We start from the raw sequence: 17,375 nt of genomic DNA, 5'->3' as shown, positions 1-17,375 counted from the left end.
ATTTAAAGGAAATTTATTATACCTCAAACCCTAAATTAATCAGAAGTTAGGATTTGTCATAATTCGCGAACAAAACACCCGTCCTCCCAATACAATCTCAAGTAGCAAGCACCTATCAAGTCAAGTACTTATATTGAATGGACACGCGGGTAACTATGTCCCAAAAACAAAAAAATGAAATACCTATTCTTGTTTTATCCATCCTAATCACGGCCGGGCTAATAGCTGGCGGTTTTTGGTGGTTTAGTAGAAAGTCTGGTGTTGAGCTAAATACAATCAATTCTGGTAGCACCAAAACTCCCCAAGTCAAATCAGAACAACCTACTAGCAATACTTTTACCTCAGTAAAAGATGTTCCTACAGGATTATTCAATTACGGAGGCAGTACATCTTGGGCACCGATTCGATTGGTAGTCGATCCAGCAATTCAAGCGGCGCGACCAGAACTTCGCCTGCGTTATGTCGAACCCAGCAATACATCTCCTGGTTCTGGCACTGGTATCCAGTCACTGATAGACGGTCAACTAGCATTTGCCCAGTCCTCCCGACCAGTTCTAGATCGGGAACTAAGCCGTGCCCAGCAGCGCGGATTCAGTTTGAAACAAATTCCTGTGGCTATTGATGGTTTAGCAGTCGCAGTTAATCCTAACCTCAACATCGCAGGACTGACGGTAGACCAATTAAAGTCAATTTACACAGGTAAAATCAATAATTGGAGCCAGGTGGGTGGCCCCAATATCCCGATTAAGCCCTATTCCCGCCGCATTGCTGATGGCGGTACTGTAGAACTTTTTGTCCAAGACATCTTGGGTGGTCAAGCTTTCAGCTCCAATGTGGAATTTATCTCCACAACCACCCAAGCCTTGCAAAAATTGGCTGCTAGTTATGGTAGCATCTACTACGCTTCTGCCCCAGAGGTGATTCCTCAATGCTCAATCAAAGCCTTGCCGTTGGGGCGGACGCAAGGACAATATATTCCTCCATACCAAGAACCTTCTGTCCTCCCGTCGGAATGTCCTGGTAAACGGAACAAATTGAACATTGATGCTTTCCAATCAGGAAAATACCCGATTACCCGCAATCTGTTTGTGGTGGTCAAACAAAATAGTCAGACTGAGCAGCAAGCAGGTGTCGCTTACGCCAACTTACTGCTGACTGAGCAGGGACAGGAACTGATTAGTCAAGCTGGGTTTGTCAAAATTCGCTGACAAGAGCGATAGCAATTAGGCAGAGTGGCGGAAATCGCCGCTCTGAACTGTGCTTTAACCAGCTCTATTAATCGATTCTGCTGGCAAGCAAATTAGATTATCCCCTTGAGTGAGGATTAAGCCGCGTTGACGCAGCTTACCCATCAAGCGGGTGACGGTGACACGGGTCGAACCAATCGCGCTACCAATTTGGGCATGAGTAAGGGGAAAGGGCAGACAATAGCCGCGAATCACATCAGGATCGGTGTCGCTCATTGCTGGCTCTCCATATTCCTCAATTAACAATGTGAGAAATCCTAAGAGTCGGTCAATTGTGCGGCGTTGTCCCAAGGCACTCAGCCACAGCAGCTTACGCTGGTGCTGATACCTAAAGGCATCCATAACTTCACGACGGAAGTGAGGCCAATTGTCTAGATCGTGCCAGTACATCCACAGCACCGCAGTTTGGTCAACATGGGCGTAAGCCTGGAGTGTGAATGGCGACTGAGCAACAATTTCAAATGGCTGTCCCGCTCCCACAAAACCCAAGAACGCTTCTTCTGGGGTTCTGTTGATTCTTCGAGACGTTAGCTGACTAGCTGTCGCACTAACTTGGGCGGTTCCTACCATGCGGATCGCACCCCTTTGCACCAAATATAGCAATCCAGGCCGGGCTGGAATACGCTCATCTTTGCTAAAGGTACGGCATCGATAGTGTTCTTGAGCCCAGTCAAGAATTCGTTGCCAAGTTAAAAAAGGCCGTGATGCCTCAGAAAAGGAGGATGGAGATTGCATAGGTAACAAAGAGCGTTTGGCTGAAGACAAAGACGTGATCAAAAGGTGCAAGGAGTGTCTTTGTGTTGGCGAGGCTTAACGCCTAACAGCGCCAGCCAATCCAAAGAATAGAAAGCAAATTACTCTCTACTCTTTTGTTATACTTCCTACTGTACAATGATGGTAGTAAAGTTTACTTACTATTCATCGATTATTCATCAAATTTTATCCTTCTCTCATTTTTCTTCATCTAAATTAAATTTATACCCCAAGATAGATGACAGAAAATTAACAAATATATCTTACACGATAATTTAAATAATATTACGTGCATTATAGATCGCCAGTTATCAAATATACGTCAATAAAACAGCTATTATACAGTTATATAATAAAGTTACTAAGCATTGATACTTACAAAACAGAATTTATATGCATAAAAGATAAAAAAGATTATCTATATAAAGATAGAGATAAGAATAAAATTTTATATATCTCAAGTGTGGCTTTGCGATTGTCAAAATCTCAGAATTGGAAAACTATGGAGCTTGCCAATGCGATCGCATCTGATTTCTTGAGGATTTGTGGTGACGTTTTTACCATCCAAATAGTTCCTCCTGGTTGGATACATTTTGAATTGACTCACTCGACCTTAGCTACTTGGTTACAAAGTCTTGCAGTCGGGAGTCTAGGAGAAGATGGGGAGCAAGGGAGCAGGGGGCAGGGAGCAAGGAGCAAGGAAGAAGAGTTTTCCCTTCTGCCCCCTGCACTCCGCACCTCTGCCTCTTTTCAATCCCCAATCCCCAATTCATTGTTTGCTGTTCAGCACGCCCATGCACGTTGCTGTTCGCTAGTGTTGCTGGCTCACCGAGAGGGATTGATAAAACTTAGAGAACCAGTTCCAAATACTAGTCCAGCTTTTTGGGATGTTATCTCTCCGAACCCTCTACCTTGGCTAAACTGCGATCGAACACTAGGACTAAATCATCCAGATGAGCGTCGTCTGATTGGCGAGTTAATACAAGTAGTAGACAACATAGAGTGCCCTGATATTAGCGGTTCTGTAAAGTGGGAAAAAGTTGCGCTGAATTTGAGCCAAGCTTTTGAAAATTTTTGGTGTAATTGCCGGATTTGGGGTGAGGTAAAAATTACATCACCAGAACTAGCTCAAGCCAGACTCGGATTACTTATGGCTACTCAGTCAGTATTAAGACATGTGCTAGAGGAAAAATTGGGTGTTTTTGCGCCCTTAGAGTTATAAATCGGTAATGTCGCTTAGGCAAAAATAAAAACTTTTATAATAGCTATTGACTCAATGCATCACCTCAGCTACATTAGCAGGTGTGTGAGGAGCGAACCAGCTAGGACACCGAGACGAAACACGGCCAGTCGTTGGTGTCCTTTCTGATTTATATGCTTCAGGCTCGGAAGAGTATCCTCATTACAGCAAAAACTTTTCAATTGCTACTGCTGCTCCGTCTTCCTCTACACTAGGAGCTACCCACTTAGCGATCGCTTGTACTCCTTCTGGTGCGTTGCCCATAGCTACACCAAGTCCAACAGACTCTAGCATTTCTACATCATTGAAGTTATCACCAATCGCCATAACATTGGCTATCTGTAATCCTAGCAATTCTTCGGCTAGGTAACGTACAGCAGTTCCTTTATTCACAGAGGCGTTAGTTGCTTCAAAAAAGGTAGCAACAGATGTTGTGAGATAAAGTTCAGCAGGTGTATATTGGCGGCGCAAATTCCCCAATAACCGATCGATTAAATCTACGTCATCAGACAAAGCGAGAATTTTTGTTGGTTCATTTGCTAAGGTTTGGCGCAAATCACCAACGGGAATTGGGGTAATACCAGAACGTTCTGCATAAATTTGGGTTTCTCTAGTCAACTCACGGACGTATAGTTGATCGTTGATGTAAAAGTGGACAGATAGGAGCGATCGCAACTCAGGCTGTTCAAAATAGTCGAGTAGCTGGTGGGCCATTTCCCTAGAAACAGCCCAATGGCGATGAAGTTTTTGAGCGATCGGGTCTTGAATCCAGGCTCCCTGATAAGCCATTAATGGTAATGTAGAACCAATTTCTTGGTGAAAGCGCAAAGCTGAACGATACATTCTACCTGTAGCGATCGCCACTGGAATTCCTCGTGCTTGCGTTGCCACAATAGCTTGCTTTACACCTGCGCTGACGGTGTTAGAATGTCCTGCGATCGTGCCATCTATATCCAAAACTAGTAGTTTAATGTCTTTTGCAGCAGCCTGATGATTAGTAGATACCAGATGTGTGGCAGATGCTTTCTGCATAATTTCCTAGATTTAAGTTCCAGTAAGAGGTTAACAGGCTCTAGCGACTAGTGGGGAGTAGTAGACAAAATTGGGTTCTCTAGTCAACCCAATATGCCTACCGTGAGGATGTTGAATCACACAATTTTAGCTATGGTATCTTTTGAAAATTTTTCAAAATTCTGGCTAATAATCGCCATAAAAAATCCCGATTCTCGAAAAAATCGGGGTTTTTCATTTAAATTAGAGAGCCTGACTGTATAGATAGGATGGGAAAAATCCACCTATTCAAAAAAGTCTATGAATTGGAAACCTTCAGCCAGCTTTTTTTACGTTGTGACAACAAACAAAGCCCAGCAATTAAACCAACTCCAAGTGTGGCAGAGGGTTCAGGTACTGATTGGTAGTCATAAGTTACTTTGATACCTGCTTTAGCATAAGTATCAATATAGGATCTCATGTTGCCCGATCCTGTAACTGCTGAGGTGGCTAGAGCGGAGAACAGGAAGTCTACGTTGCCATTGCCAATAAAAGACTGCAAAAATTGGGTATTAGTGAAAGACTGGGTAGCAGATTGTGTGGCAGTTAAGTTAGAAACAGTCTTTCCAGATGTGCCACCATAATCAGTGGTGCCGTCATATTTAGCAAGTTGGTAATTGTAAGAATATTCAGGATTGAGCGCCAATAGAGACTGATTATCTAGTTGTAAGTTCAATTGACTGCTAAGATTTACTGTGGCTTGACGTGCGGTTGTATTTTTATTTTCCAAACCTGCATTTCCAAGTATATTGCCAGTAAATTCTATCGTTACACCCTGGAGTGTGCCTAGAGATGAGTTAAATTGCTGGACGCTTAAAGGTGCATCAATGATATCTGTAAAATCGTAATTAGTGGAACTGGTGTAAGAGAGAGAAGCTGCGTTAGCTACTCCAGATGTTGCAACAATCCCTGCCAAAGTTGTAGCAGCAGCGAGAGTGTTCAATAGTTTTGTTGTCATGATGGAAGATGCTTTTCTCAAACGAATCATTACAGGATTACTAAGTTATTTCTAACTCTGAAACTTTGCTTGTCGGATTGATAATTCCACGTAACTTTATGTGAAGTTTTTATGTTCAAGTCTCTTCGGAAAATATCCTTTTTGATTGGTATATATAAAGTTTTGTTAATGCGAAGGGGTTTTGATAGTGGTAGTATTATGTCGAAAGATTAAGCTAGTGTTTGTTAGTTCTTGAGAAGTAAGCTAGGTCAATCTAATTAAACATAAAACGCTCAGGAGATAGATTCCCAAGTTTTGGTGAGAAATCGGCGATCTAGTTATTACATGGTTACTATGTTGATACCCACGTACTTAATTAAGGCGGTATTGCTGCCAAAAGTTTGGTTCTACTTGGCTTCCGTACTGAAGCTGCAAATGCGTAGACATCACTTCGTCTAAAATTATATGCAGGAGCAATTGGCACGCAAAAACTGCGCTATTGTTGCTAAAGCCAAGTTGAACTAGCATCTAAAATTGCTAACTATGTGACAAAGCTTCTGGCTAAAATAGGGCTATGTCTGAAACTTTCACATCTGTAACTGCAACACGCCCCACGTTCATCCTTGTAGATGGACACTCCCTGGCTTATCGTTCATACTTTGCTTTCGCCAAAGGGCGAGATGGAGGACTGCGTACTAAAGCAGGGATTCCGACGAGTATATGTTTTGGTTTTGTGAAGTGCCTGCTTGAGGTAATGGCAACACAACAGCCCCAAGCAATGGCGATCGCTTTTGATTTGGGTGAGGCCACTTTTCGCCACGAAGCTGACGAGACTTATAAAGCCGATCGCAAAGAAACGCCGGAAGACTTCATTCCCGACTTAGCAAACCTGCATGAGTTGCTAAATGGCTTCAATCTACCAATTTTCACTGCCCCTGGTTTTGAGGCTGATGATGTTTTAGGAACCTTAGCACAGCGAGTAACTGTGGCTGGGTATAGGGTGAAGATTCTCACAGGCGATCGCGATTTATTTCAACTGATCGACTCTGACAAAGAAATCACTGTTCTGAATTTTAGTCCAGATGCCATAAAACGCTCTACAAATAGCATTACGGAATTTGAAGCAGAACAAGTCAAAGAGAAGATGGGTGTTTTCCCTTCACAAATTATCGATTTTAAAGCTCTTTGTGGTGATAAATCAGATAATATTCCTGGAGTCAAGGGAATTGGGGAAAAGACAGCAGTGCAACTGCTAAATAGCTATGGTTCCCTTGACAATATTTATGCAGCGTTAGATGAAATTAAAGGCGCAACTCAGAAAAAACTAGCAAGTGGTAAAGAAGATGCCGATAAATCTCGCTATTTGGCAACCATAGTTTTAGATGTTCCTTTAGAAATTAATTTAGAAGATTGCAAATTAAAAGGTTTTGATATAAACGTCTTATCCCCCATTTTAGAAAAATTAGAGTTCAAGTCTTTTTTAGGTAGGATTAACGACCTACAGCAACGTTTTGGTGGACAATTTGAAGAAAAGCAAGAAGCTAAAACAGACGCAATTAATCTTCACTCCGAATTGAAGGATGATGAAGATAATGATTTGTGGTTTTTTAGTGCTAGTGATACAGCAGCAGTTGCACTAAAATCTATTTCTCCGATTACACCACGCATCATCAACACTGAAGCAAAACTAACTGAGTTAGTGAAACTTTTGCAAACATTCACTAACCCAGAGATTCCCGTTGCTTGGGATACTGAAACTACCTCTTTAGAACCAAGAGATGCTGAGTTAGTAGGAATTGGTTGTTGTTGGGGAACGCAACCGGATGAAGTAGCCTATATTCCTATGGGGCATAAAACTGGGGAAAATTTGCATAAAGATTTGGTGCTAGAAGCATTACGCCCAATTCTCGAAAGTGCTGATTATCCCAAAGCTTTACAGAATGCCAAATTTGACCGCTTAGTTTTAAAGTGTCAAGGGATTAATTTAGCGGGAGTAGTGTTTGATCCCATGCTGGCAAGTTACATTCTAAATCCAGACTCAAGTCATAATTTGATGGATTTAGGCCAGCGATATTTGGGATTGATAGCAAAAAGTTACTTAGATTTAGTTCCTAAAGGTAAAACCATCGCTGATATAAATATTCCAGCCGTTGCAGATTACTGCGGTATGGATGCTTATTCTACTTTTGGGTTAGTGGCGAAATTGCGTGAGGAACTGGATCAAATTCCAACTTTGTCTAAGCTATTGGTGGAAGTGGAACAGCCGCTAGAAGCAGTTTTGGCTCAAATGGAATACACGGGTGTCCGCATTAATTCAGCTTATTTAAAAGAACTTTCACAGCATTTAGAAACTGAGTTAGCTAGGTTAAAAGAGGAAGCGACTGAAATAGCTGGAGAAAATTTTAACTTAGGTTCTCCTAAACAATTGAGCCAAATCTTGTTTGAAAAGTTGGGGTTAAGTACCAGACATTCTCGAAAAATTCAAACAGGCTTTTCTACAGACGCAGCAACACTAGAAAGACTCCAAGAAGATGATAACAGTGGTTTTGTTGAGGCGATTATTGAATATCGCACCTTATCTAAATTAAAATCTACTTATGTTGATGCCTTACCTGTATTGGTGCGTCCAGATACGCAGCGAGTGCATACTGATTTTAATCAAGCAGCAACATCAACTGGTAGATTATCTTCTTCTAATCCGAATTTACAAAATATCCCCATTCGCACAGCTTTTAGTCGCCAAATTCGGAAGGCATTTTTGCCAGAATCTGGGTGGTTAATGGTGGCTGCTGATTACTCACAAATTGAACTACGAATTTTGGCTCATTTGAGTCAAGAGCCGATATTAGTGCAAGCATATCAACAAAATGAAGATGTTCACACTGTTACCGCGCGGTTAGTATTTGAAAAAGAAAATATCACCTCAGAAGAACGAGGGATGGCAAAAACTATCAATTTTGGCGTGATTTATGGAATGGGTTCTCTCAGGTTTTCGCGCTCAACTGGGATAGATAAGAACATTGCTAACGAGTTCATTAAGCGGTTTAATGAACGATATCCTAAAGTTTTTGGATATTTGGAGCAAGTAAAAAAAGAAGCGATCGCTCTTGGTTATGTAGAAACTATTCTCGGTCGTCGTCGTTATTTTGATTTTACTAATAACAGTTTACGCAAATTAAAAGGCAGTAACCCAGAAGATATCGATCTGAGTAAATTGAAGAATTTGGGCCCTTATGATGCGGGTTTACTACGCTCGGCTGCTAATGCACCAATTCAAGGTTCAAACGCTGATATTATCAAAATTGCAATGGTAAGATTGCATGAGGTTTTGAAGAACTATCAGGCGCGTTTGTTGTTGCAAGTACACGATGAATTAGTGTTTGAAATTCCCCCTGATGAGTGGGATGAATTACAACTGCAAATTAAGTCGGTGATGGAAAATGCAGTCGAGTTGAGTGTGCCATTGCTGGTAGAGGTGCGTGTTGGTGAAAATTGGATGGATACAAAGTAAGCGATCGGAAATCGCGGCTACACTAACAAAGTCCGCAGATTACACTTGCGCTGCGCTTCTCGCACCACGCAGACTCCAGGAATTTGAAACCCACGGAGGTGGGTTTTGTCTGTATAGCCACGAATTCCATTCGCCTGGGCAAGAGTTAGCCGCCACGCTTCAGCGCTGCTTCAATCTGCTGTAATTCCTTCTCTAAACGATTTTTGAGTTTTTCGGGTACGGGACGATTTGGGTAAGAACTGTAGTGTCCAGCCAGGGAATTAAGGGCTGTCCGCATAGTTGTAAAGGAGCTAAGTCCAGAAACAGAGTTAACTCGCTGATAGCGAGCCGAAAAGTCATTAATTTTCTGACGCGCTTCTGCTTGAACTGCTGTTTTGTCTGATGAATCTTGTGATAGATTCAGAGCTTGTCTCATAACATTGACCACAGCTAAGGTGTCTTGGCGATAATCCCCAGTCAAACTATCTGGACTGCCAGAACAGCCCATTAAGCCAATAGCTACAACCAAAACCAGCGCAAGCAAACGCGACCAATAGCGCTTCATATGCATTAATTAAAAGAATACGTAAATCAACGTCTATCCTATCTTGGATTGGTAACTTGGGGATCAATTGAGGGTGAAATTTTCAACGCAGAGGAGCGCGGAGGTAAGCGCAGAGGCACGCAGAGAATTCGCTACGAATCAATGAAATGTTGTACTTAGAGTTATGGGATTAGAGGTTGAGAGGATTTAATTAACTAAGTTTCCCTGCTTTAATTTCTGCAATCTCAGCATTGTAATACATATCATCAGCCACAAAAAGCCGACTCCATAACCTGCAATTATGTCTGTGGGCCAATGGACTCCTAAATATAAGCGGCTAATACCAATTGCAGCAATTAATATAACTGTCAAACTGTAAATAAATTTGGCAAAACGAGGATAGTGAGTTGCCAATTCGTGAGCAATAAAACCATAAAGCACCATTGAACCTAGTGCATGTCCGCTAGGAAAACTAAAAGATTTTTCAGAAATCAGGCGATGCCATAGTTCAGGGCGAGGTTTAGAAAAAAATAACTTTAGTCCTGTATTTAAAATGAATCCTCCCAGGCAAGCAAGGATAAAAAATTTTGCTTCTTCTCGATAACGCCGCCACCAAAGTAATAATAGATTAACGCCGACAACGATGACCACTGTAGTAGGATTACCAAGATTTGTAATAAACAGCATTAAATTATCTAAATTTGGATTGGCAAACTGATGTAGCCATAACAGGAAAGTAGTATCAAATCTAAAAGCATCTCGCTCTAAAACCTCTTCAGCTATTTTTGCTAAAACAAAAAGTATTAGCAGACAACTAGCAAGTCCGACAATACCAATTGTGGCAATTAAGGGAGCCAAACGAGGGTGTATATGAAGCAACCAGAAATTAGAAATTTGTCGGAGCATACTTTGATTTTATTCATTATGCTTAAACGGATCGCTCAATTGGGTGAGGCACTTTTTTCTCCTTTCGCACGGAAAAGAATAGGACAACTGCCAGCAGGATAAAGGCGATCGCAGAAGCATATTCCCTTGGCAGTGATAGACCGCCATTTTTGACTGGTTTGGTCAGAAAATCTCCGAAGGTGGCTCCGAAGGGACGTGTAAAGATAAACGCGAGCCAGAATAGGAGGATATCGCTCAACTTTGTTACGAAGTGAAGGGCAATGACAACACCAATGACTGTAGCTGTCACCAATGCGCCTTGGATATAGCTTAGTCCCAAGTTGCTTGTGAGAAAGTCACCAAAGGCTGTTCCCAAACTGTTGGAGAACACCACAGCCAGCCAGTAGGTAGTCTCTGCATCTTTCCTCATAATCGGATAAACGCTCAGATCGCGATCGCGATAGTACCAGATGCTAAGAACGCTTAAAAGACCAGCTACCAGGATAAGCGATCCCAGTGCATAGCCAAGCCCAAGAGATCGATCCATCAGGTCTGAAACTTCCGTTCCGGCTGTGGTTGTAGCGATAATGGCTGTCCAATAAAGCGCTGGACGATATCTGTCTGATTGAATTTGAAAAAACAGGAGAATAGCCAGAATAGCGAAGGTTATGGCAAAGGCTACGTAATACCCCAGTCCAAGAGACATTGAGATGAAGTCACCAGCTGTTTCGCCGAGTGTCGTAGCGATGATCTTCATAATCCAGAAGAAAATCGTGACTTTTGCAACTTTATTCATTTTTTTGACGATAAAAAATAGTAAGTCATCGTAGAGAATGCTGACTGTTGTTGCGATCGCTTCCCACAGGCATCGCAAATTACCAAGTAACACCAATTTGAAAAAACAATGCGACAAATAGACTATTTGTAGAGACGCGATTCATCGCGTCTTGAGTTGATCCAAGGATGTGTTGCAATCATTAATTGAATTGGTAAGTAGAACAGGGTAAATAATTAAAGGTTTGTAGTGAGAACTTTAGTTCTCAAATCAGGACTAAAGTCCTTACTACGAACTGATTTTCGCTAAAGTTACATTACATAGTTTTTTTTTCAAGTCGTTCTACTTATAACAACAGATGAAAGTTAGCTGTGTTGTCATAAATTATTGAGTGATTTTACTTTACACAGCAAAAGTCAAGAAATAGTCAAGATTTGATTGAAAATATAATTTTCTCAGAATAGAGATGCTAAAAATAGCTGAAATATTTCAATGTTTGATATTGAATTAAAAACATTCTTGACTACTTCTTGACTTTTATTACTTACTGTGAAGATACAAACCTAGAATTCAAGGGATTTTTCAAGTATGAGAACTTCAACAAAACTCATTTTGACAGCAGCTTGTATTGGTACTTTGGGATTCGCTGGATTGTCGAGAGTGGTATTTGCAAAACAACCACAATCTTTTGTAGCAATTGCACGTCAACATCATAGTACTATCCAAATTGCTGAAGCTAGTGATGGAGATGGTGAAAAAAATGACGATGCAGAAGAACAGCAAGAAGCAGCAAAACTGCAACCGTTAGCTAAAATTACAGCACAACAAGCACAGCAAACTGTTGAAGCATCTGTGGGAGGTAAAGCGAAAAGTGTTAAACTTGAAAATGAAGATGGCAACTTAGTTTATTCGGTAGAAATTGGTCAGCAAGATGTTAAGGTAGATGCTGGTAATGGCAAAGTTATCTACGCTGAGAATGCTAACCAACAAGATGAGAAGAATGAAGCTACTCGTCCCAAGAGTAGTATTCAAGTTAAAGAAACTAATGATGATAAATAAGTAGGGAATTGAATTTATGGAGTTGGTAAACGCACAGTAAAACAACTACCAACTCCTAATTGACTTGTAACACTAATCAATCCACCGTGATTTTTGGCAATAGCTTGAGCGATCGCTAGCCCTAAACCAGAACCACCTGACCAATAAGAACGAGACTGATCTGCTCGCCAAAAACGCTCAAAAACTTTGTCGATATGCTCTGGTGCAATTCCGACACCTGTATCTTGTAGGTTGACATAAAGATGGGAACCTACACGACTGGTTTTAATTTCAACTACGCCTTCTGATGGTGTGTAATGGAGTGCATTTTCAACTAAATTAGTAAACAGTCTCGTTAATTGAATTGAATTACCTATTAGTTGAAGATTAGGAATTAATTGAATTTTCAAGTTAATTTGTTTAGCTTCAGCTTGAGGTTTATATAGTTGGATTAGGTTCTCTAACATTGACGTTAAATTGAGAGTATCCCTATTTTGAGGGGAAACTCTATCAGTGCGTGCTAGCATCAATAAGTCTTCTGTAAGGCGAGTCATCTGGTTAGTAGCGTTGGCGATCGCCTGAAACTTCTCTGCATCTTTTGGTCCTATTTCTTCTGGATATTCTAGCGGTAACTCAGCATTAATTTTGATCGCCATTAACGGACTACGTAGTTCGTGTGAAGCATCAGCAGTAAACTGTTTAAGCTTTTCAAAACTCTCTTCAATAGGTTGCATTGCTTGACGAGTTAACAAAATTCCGCCAATACTACTCAGAACCAAAGTTATAATAATGCCACCGCCTAATCCCCAGTCCAGTTTTTCAAGGGTTTCATTAAATTCTTCCAAAGATTGGCTTACCCTTACATATCCAACTAGCTCACCATTATCGCTAGCAATAATTGGTACAGTCACTACTTGGATAGGAACTTTACCTTTCTGAATTTGTACTATTTTATTTGGTAAAAAAGGTAAAGTTAAAACAGTTTTTCCTTGTTGGGTAATTAAATTTCCCTGAATATCAAACCACTGTAATGCTTCATGATAAGCAATTAAGTCTTGTGGACGAAAGTCACTTTCAATCGTCAGGCGACCTTTTTCAAACTCCACATTTGCAGCCGCACCTTTCCCTATGGCTGTGAGTTTATCTGTGATTTGTTCAGTTAAGCTGCGAGTGAATGCAAATCGGACTGCGATCGCGAATATTCCCAGCAGCGATGCGAACACCCCTAAGTAAGACAACAATAAACGATATCTGATTCTTTGAAACACATTATCTAATCTTGTAGGATGGGCATCTTGCCCGTCTCTGGCTACGAATTACGAATTACGAATTACGAATTACGAATTATTTTACTTTTTTCCTAGACGATAACCTATGCCATAGATATTTTCAATCAGGTCTTCTGAACTTCCAGATGCTCTAAGTTTATTCCGCAAATTTGTAATATGAGTTTTAATACTTCCTTCTCCCGAAGATTTATCAAAGTCCCACAATTTATCAAAAATCACCGAACGAGTGACAACTTGATTTTGATGTTTCAAAAAATATTCTAATATCATATATTCTTTGGGAGTTAATGATATGATATTTTCGGCATAAGTAACCTGTTGAGTTGCTGGATCTAGTTGTAAATCACCGTGGATTAAAATCTGGGGACGAATCTCTGGAGTTCTTCTAGCTAAAGCCCTGATGCGTGCTGCTAACTCTTTTAATTCAAATGGTTTAACTAAGTAATCATCAGCACCAGCATCGAGTCCGATAATTTTATCGCCTGTTGTATCTCGTGCCGTCAACATTAAAATCAGAACATTAAATGAAGCGGTGCGTAAACGCTTACATAGAGTAATTCCATCTAATTTAGGCAGCATTAAATCTAATAAAATTAGCTCATATAATGCTGATTGCGACCATTCCCAAGCTGTCAAACCGTCGGTTGTTATATCTACAATATGATGTTGTCGTCTTAAAAATTCGGCTAATGGCTTGGCAATGCGATCGTCATCTTCAACTATCAAAATTCTCATAATGCTCAACCTCTAAATTATTAGAGCTTGTAAACACTAGCAAAAGTTCACCGGAAGGCAACGCTCCGATTTTTCTCTGTGCCTCTGCGATTAAAAAGTAATTTATTGAATCACAGAGGCAAGGCAGCGCGGTCTTGGGGGTTTCCCCCATGACTGCCGCGCAGAGAACACAGAGTAAAGATATGGAAGAGGAATTTTTTATCCACCTTGAAAGGACAACTCTTAAATCTTAACTTTTTGATAAAGAGTCTCACGTTGTTGGTAAGGTCTTCCTAAAGAAGCGATCGCAGTTTCTAAAGTTTCCACTTCCATACATGTACCACCCAAAGCACCTGCCATTGTGGTAATATGCTCCTCCATCAAGGTGCCACCGATATCGTTGCAACCCCAAACTAAGGCTTCGGTTGCACCTGCAAGCCCCAGTTTTACCCAACTCTGCTGATGATTAGGAATCCAATTACCTAAGTAAATCCGCGCTACAGCGCCTAGCAGCAGTGCATCATTTAAAACGGGTTGATCGCGTCCGACACGGCGACGTAAGGGTTTGGGGGCTTCTTGCCCAACGAAAGGTAATAAAATAAACTCTGTGATCTTTGCAGGATATCCCCGATCGATGGCAGTTTTTTGGAGCGATCGCAATTTTTCTAAATGTCCAATTTGCTGTTCGTGGGTTTCAATATGCCCAGATAACATGGTGCTAGTGGTATGTAAGCCTAATTTATGAGCGGTGCTGACAATTTCTAGCCAAGTCGCTGTATTAATCTTCTCTGGACACAATATCCGCCTTACTTCATCGTCTAACACTTCAGCTGCTGTTCCCGGCATTGAGCCAACGCCAGCATCGCGCAAAGCAATAATCACATCAGCATATTCAAGTCCATCAAGTCTGGCGATAAATTCCACTTCTTGGGGAGAAAAAGCATGGAGATGAATCTGCGGAAATTCCTGTTTGATGGTTTCTACTACCTTGAGATAGTAGGGCAAAGATTTACCATTTATCAGCGCTTGTGGATTTAACCCACCCTGCATACAGATTTCCGTCGCCCCTCGTTGCACTGCATCTGTCGCTTTTTCTAAAATTTGCGCCGAATCTAACCAGTATGCACCGACATCACCATCATCTCGACGGAAAGCACAAAAACTACAGTGCTGCTCACAAATATTAGTAAAATTGATATTTCTGTTAATTATGTATGTAACTGTATCGCCTGCTTGGGTGTGACGGAGTGTGTCGGATGTAGCACGGATTGCTGCGATCGCTTCTGGCTCAGTTTGTTGTAACAAAACCACTCCCTCTTCGGGAGATAAGTCGTACCCCATCAAGGCCCGCTCAAGAATTTTTTCAACAGAAATTTTCGTTAGCATTATTTTCTCAGTAAATCTTAATTTTACAATCTTGTAAAAAATAAAATTCTACTTAATAAATATACCCAGGTCTGGAGAATCCCATGCTCGAAGATAAGTTTTACCTTTAAAATTAATTTTTTGATATTTACTGTGCTTACTTTTTTTTGTTTCCATCGAAATAATTCCACACGGTTCAAAATCTTTATAATAATCCTCTTTTTCTAAGACTGCCGAAATATTAGTTACATTAATATGTTGAATTTTAACAATTTCTTGATTATTTTGCCGCCAAAGTACCCAGAAAGGATATTCCCAAGGGTCATTTCCCATTGATAACCCAATATTCGAGCATTTCTTTGAATTTAAAAACTCAACTGCTCCTGTATAAGTAGTTTTCAAGTATGCTCTATTAGTAAAATACTGCTCAATTCTACTCACTTGGAATATATTGTTGCTATCAATAATAGGTCTAAACCTGTTAAGAAATACCCAAGGTAATGATGATATCAGCAAAAATATTACTATGATAATTGCTGTTTTTTGCTTTTTCAGTTTAGATAAAACAATCCCTAAGAATGGGGATAATAGTACAAAAAAAGGTAGATGTAGACGACTATTCCAAGCTTGCCATTTTACAAAGTAGCAAAATATAATAAATGTAGATATTGCTGCAATCAAATAATCAAAAAGGTATCTTTGTTTCCGAATCTCTTTTCGAGTCATAAAAATTGTCATACATATTATTATCAATACTAAATGTACTAAATTACCAGCACTATTTTCATTACCAGATATTCCAATTGTTGACCAGCCTCCTGGGACAAAAAATGTTTTTGAGAAAGTTATCCGAGGATCGTTTACATCGACACCAATAAATATATGGATAATTTGAATTAATCTATTTGCTATTCCATTCCATAAACCAACTGGTGTACCTATATGTAAAGCAATATTTCTGAGAACATTAGAAAAAAGTATATTAATACCATATACTTCATTGCTATAATTACCTGGTTCCCCAAGTGGCGAAGCGAATAAATTATAATTGCGTAAATAGTGACCAATATTAAGTAATAAAGATATACTTCCTACTATCAAAGCTGGTTTCCATACTTTCCAACGGAAACGTTTAATCTGGAATAAACTAAACCAAATCAAAAAGGGGAAAATATAAAAATAAGCAGTTCCTTTGCTCAAAATGGCTAGTCCTATACTGCTACCAATTTTGAATGAGTTCATTAATATATCACTTTTTTCTGCTTGGATAGCTGATAGCAAATAGTAAGCAAGACAAACTACCCAAAATGAAAGTACGTAATCATTTTGAGTACTTGAAGCTTGTAAGATTCCCATAGGAATTGTTGCAGTCACAACAGCAGAGAAAACCTGACCTCGTACATCTGCTCCAAGTTTTTTTGCAATTAATGAAACTGCAATAATACAGCCAATCATACTAAACCATTGAACTAAGTTAGCGAAGTAGTCACCACCACTCAAAATTTGAAAATGCAAAATAACGAACTCTGACCAAGGGTTTTGATATAGCTGTGGAGTATAATTTGTTGGATAATGAGCAATGCTATGATTTTGTATCCAATGAGCAACACGACTCATGTGATAGTCCATAGAATCCCAGTTATTTGGGGGTGCGATGATAGCAATTAATCCAACAGTTGTGACAACGAAACCTATACCAAATAATAAATTTATCGGGGATGGAATTTGAATTTTTAGGTTAGAAGATTTATTCTGCTCTAAAATCTTAGGGTTTTGGTAATTTAACCGAAAGCATATATAAATTAATATGATACATATAAATACCCAAGTTATTAATACACTGCCAAAGTTAATTAATTTAAAAATATTCAAAAATTCTGTGATTGCAATAATGAGAATTCCCCAGTAAGTAGATGTCAATATTAGAGATTCACGCCAATGGTTACGACTTTTATTAATTAACAAAAAAATAGCAATTAAACAAATGAGAGGCAAAAATATAGACATAATACCAACTGTTGTTTTGAATATTTAACAACTAGAATGAT

Annotated in this window: 14 protein-coding genes; 4 read left to right on the top strand and 10 right to left on the bottom strand. The window is 39.9% G+C overall.

Going from position 1 to position 17,375, the window contains the following annotated elements:
- Nucleotides 1-155: 155 nt before the first annotated feature.
- Complete coding sequence (locus CDG77_RS09040) at nt 156-1,208, top strand: PstS family phosphate ABC transporter substrate-binding protein (protein WP_094329064.1); 1,053 nt, start codon at nt 156-158, stop codon at nt 1,206-1,208.
- 54 nt (nt 1,209-1,262) lie between these two features.
- On the opposite strand, the gene CDG77_RS09035 is transcribed toward CDG77_RS09040, so the two are convergent.
- Nucleotides 1,263-1,982 carry a Crp/Fnr family transcriptional regulator gene (locus tag CDG77_RS09035; RefSeq protein ID WP_012412419.1) on the bottom strand — a complete coding sequence of 240 codons (720 nt, stop codon included), beginning with the start codon at nt 1,980-1,982 and terminating at the stop codon, nt 1,263-1,265.
- Nucleotides 1,983-2,502: 520 nt separating this feature from the next.
- On the opposite strand from CDG77_RS09035, the gene CDG77_RS09030 reads away from it, so the two are divergent.
- Complete coding sequence (locus CDG77_RS09030; RefSeq protein WP_308737829.1) at nt 2,503-3,222, top strand: DALR anticodon-binding domain-containing protein; 720 nt, start codon at nt 2,503-2,505, stop codon at nt 3,220-3,222.
- Nucleotides 3,223-3,402: 180 nt separating this feature from the next.
- Here CDG77_RS09030 and CDG77_RS09025 read toward each other — a convergent pair whose 3' ends face one another.
- Nucleotides 3,403-4,272 carry a Cof-type HAD-IIB family hydrolase gene (locus CDG77_RS09025; RefSeq protein ID WP_094329062.1) on the bottom strand — a complete coding sequence of 290 codons (870 nt, stop codon included), beginning with the start codon at nt 4,270-4,272 and terminating at the stop codon, nt 3,403-3,405.
- A 277-nt stretch (nt 4,273-4,549) separates the two neighbouring features.
- Nucleotides 4,550-5,248 (bottom strand): choice-of-anchor E domain-containing protein, encoded by a 699-nt coding sequence (locus CDG77_RS09020; RefSeq protein WP_094329085.1) that lies wholly within the window; start codon nt 5,246-5,248, stop codon nt 4,550-4,552.
- Between the two features lie 553 nt (nt 5,249-5,801).
- Between CDG77_RS09020 and polA the strand changes: the two genes are divergently transcribed.
- Nucleotides 5,802-8,738 (top strand): DNA polymerase I, encoded by a 2,937-nt coding sequence (gene polA, locus CDG77_RS09015; RefSeq protein WP_094329061.1) that lies wholly within the window; start codon nt 5,802-5,804, stop codon nt 8,736-8,738.
- Between the two features lie 145 nt (nt 8,739-8,883).
- Here polA and psb27 read toward each other — a convergent pair whose 3' ends face one another.
- The 3 genes from psb27 to CDG77_RS09000 all read right to left on the bottom strand — a co-directional run bounded on the left by psb27 (nt 8,884) and on the right by CDG77_RS09000 (nt 11,035).
- On the bottom strand, nt 8,884-9,288 hold the full coding sequence (gene psb27 / locus CDG77_RS09010) for a photosystem II protein Psb27 (protein ID WP_181154303.1): 405 nt from the start codon (nt 9,286-9,288) through the stop codon (nt 8,884-8,886).
- Nucleotides 9,289-9,468: 180 nt separating this feature from the next.
- Complete coding sequence (locus tag CDG77_RS09005; protein WP_094329059.1) at nt 9,469-10,167, bottom strand: phosphatase PAP2 family protein; 699 nt, start codon at nt 10,165-10,167, stop codon at nt 9,469-9,471.
- A 22-nt stretch (nt 10,168-10,189) separates the two neighbouring features.
- Nucleotides 10,190-11,035, bottom strand: a complete 846-nt coding sequence (locus CDG77_RS09000; RefSeq protein ID WP_223269750.1) for a COG4705 family protein — start codon at nt 11,033-11,035, stop codon at nt 10,190-10,192.
- A gap of 474 nt (nt 11,036-11,509) precedes the next feature.
- Between CDG77_RS09000 and CDG77_RS08995 the strand changes: the two genes are divergently transcribed.
- Nucleotides 11,510-11,980: a PepSY domain-containing protein gene (locus CDG77_RS08995; RefSeq protein WP_094329058.1), complete on the top strand. Its 471-nt coding sequence runs from the start codon at nt 11,510-11,512 to the stop codon at nt 11,978-11,980.
- A gap of 14 nt (nt 11,981-11,994) precedes the next feature.
- Here the strand turns inward: CDG77_RS08995 and CDG77_RS08990 are convergent, their stop codons facing one another.
- The 4 genes from CDG77_RS08990 to CDG77_RS08975 all read right to left on the bottom strand — a co-directional run bounded on the left by CDG77_RS08990 (nt 11,995) and on the right by CDG77_RS08975 (nt 17,334).
- The gene (locus tag CDG77_RS08990; protein ID WP_094329057.1) at nt 11,995-13,227 is read right to left on the bottom strand and encodes a sensor histidine kinase; all 1,233 of its coding nucleotides are present in this window, start codon (nt 13,225-13,227) and stop codon (nt 11,995-11,997) included.
- Nucleotides 13,228-13,308: 81 nt separating this feature from the next.
- Nucleotides 13,309-13,983, bottom strand: coding sequence for a response regulator transcription factor (locus CDG77_RS08985; protein ID WP_094329056.1), 675 nt, complete (start codon nt 13,981-13,983; stop codon nt 13,309-13,311).
- Nucleotides 13,984-14,205: 222 nt separating this feature from the next.
- Nucleotides 14,206-15,348 carry a 7,8-didemethyl-8-hydroxy-5-deazariboflavin synthase subunit CofH gene (cofH, locus tag CDG77_RS08980; RefSeq protein WP_094329055.1) on the bottom strand — a complete coding sequence of 381 codons (1,143 nt, stop codon included), beginning with the start codon at nt 15,346-15,348 and terminating at the stop codon, nt 14,206-14,208.
- Nucleotides 15,349-15,396: 48 nt separating this feature from the next.
- Complete coding sequence (locus CDG77_RS08975; RefSeq protein WP_094329054.1) at nt 15,397-17,334, bottom strand: ArnT family glycosyltransferase; 1,938 nt, start codon at nt 17,332-17,334, stop codon at nt 15,397-15,399.
- Nucleotides 17,335-17,375: the final 41 nt, after the last annotated feature.

Origin of the sequence: Nostoc sp. 'Peltigera membranacea cyanobiont' 213 (genome assembly GCF_002245975.1) — a bacterium.
Taxonomy (GTDB): domain Bacteria; phylum Cyanobacteriota; class Cyanobacteriia; order Cyanobacteriales; family Nostocaceae; genus Nostoc.
Note: the sequence above shows the minus strand (reverse complement) of the source record. Positions and strands in the feature narration are given on the sequence as shown.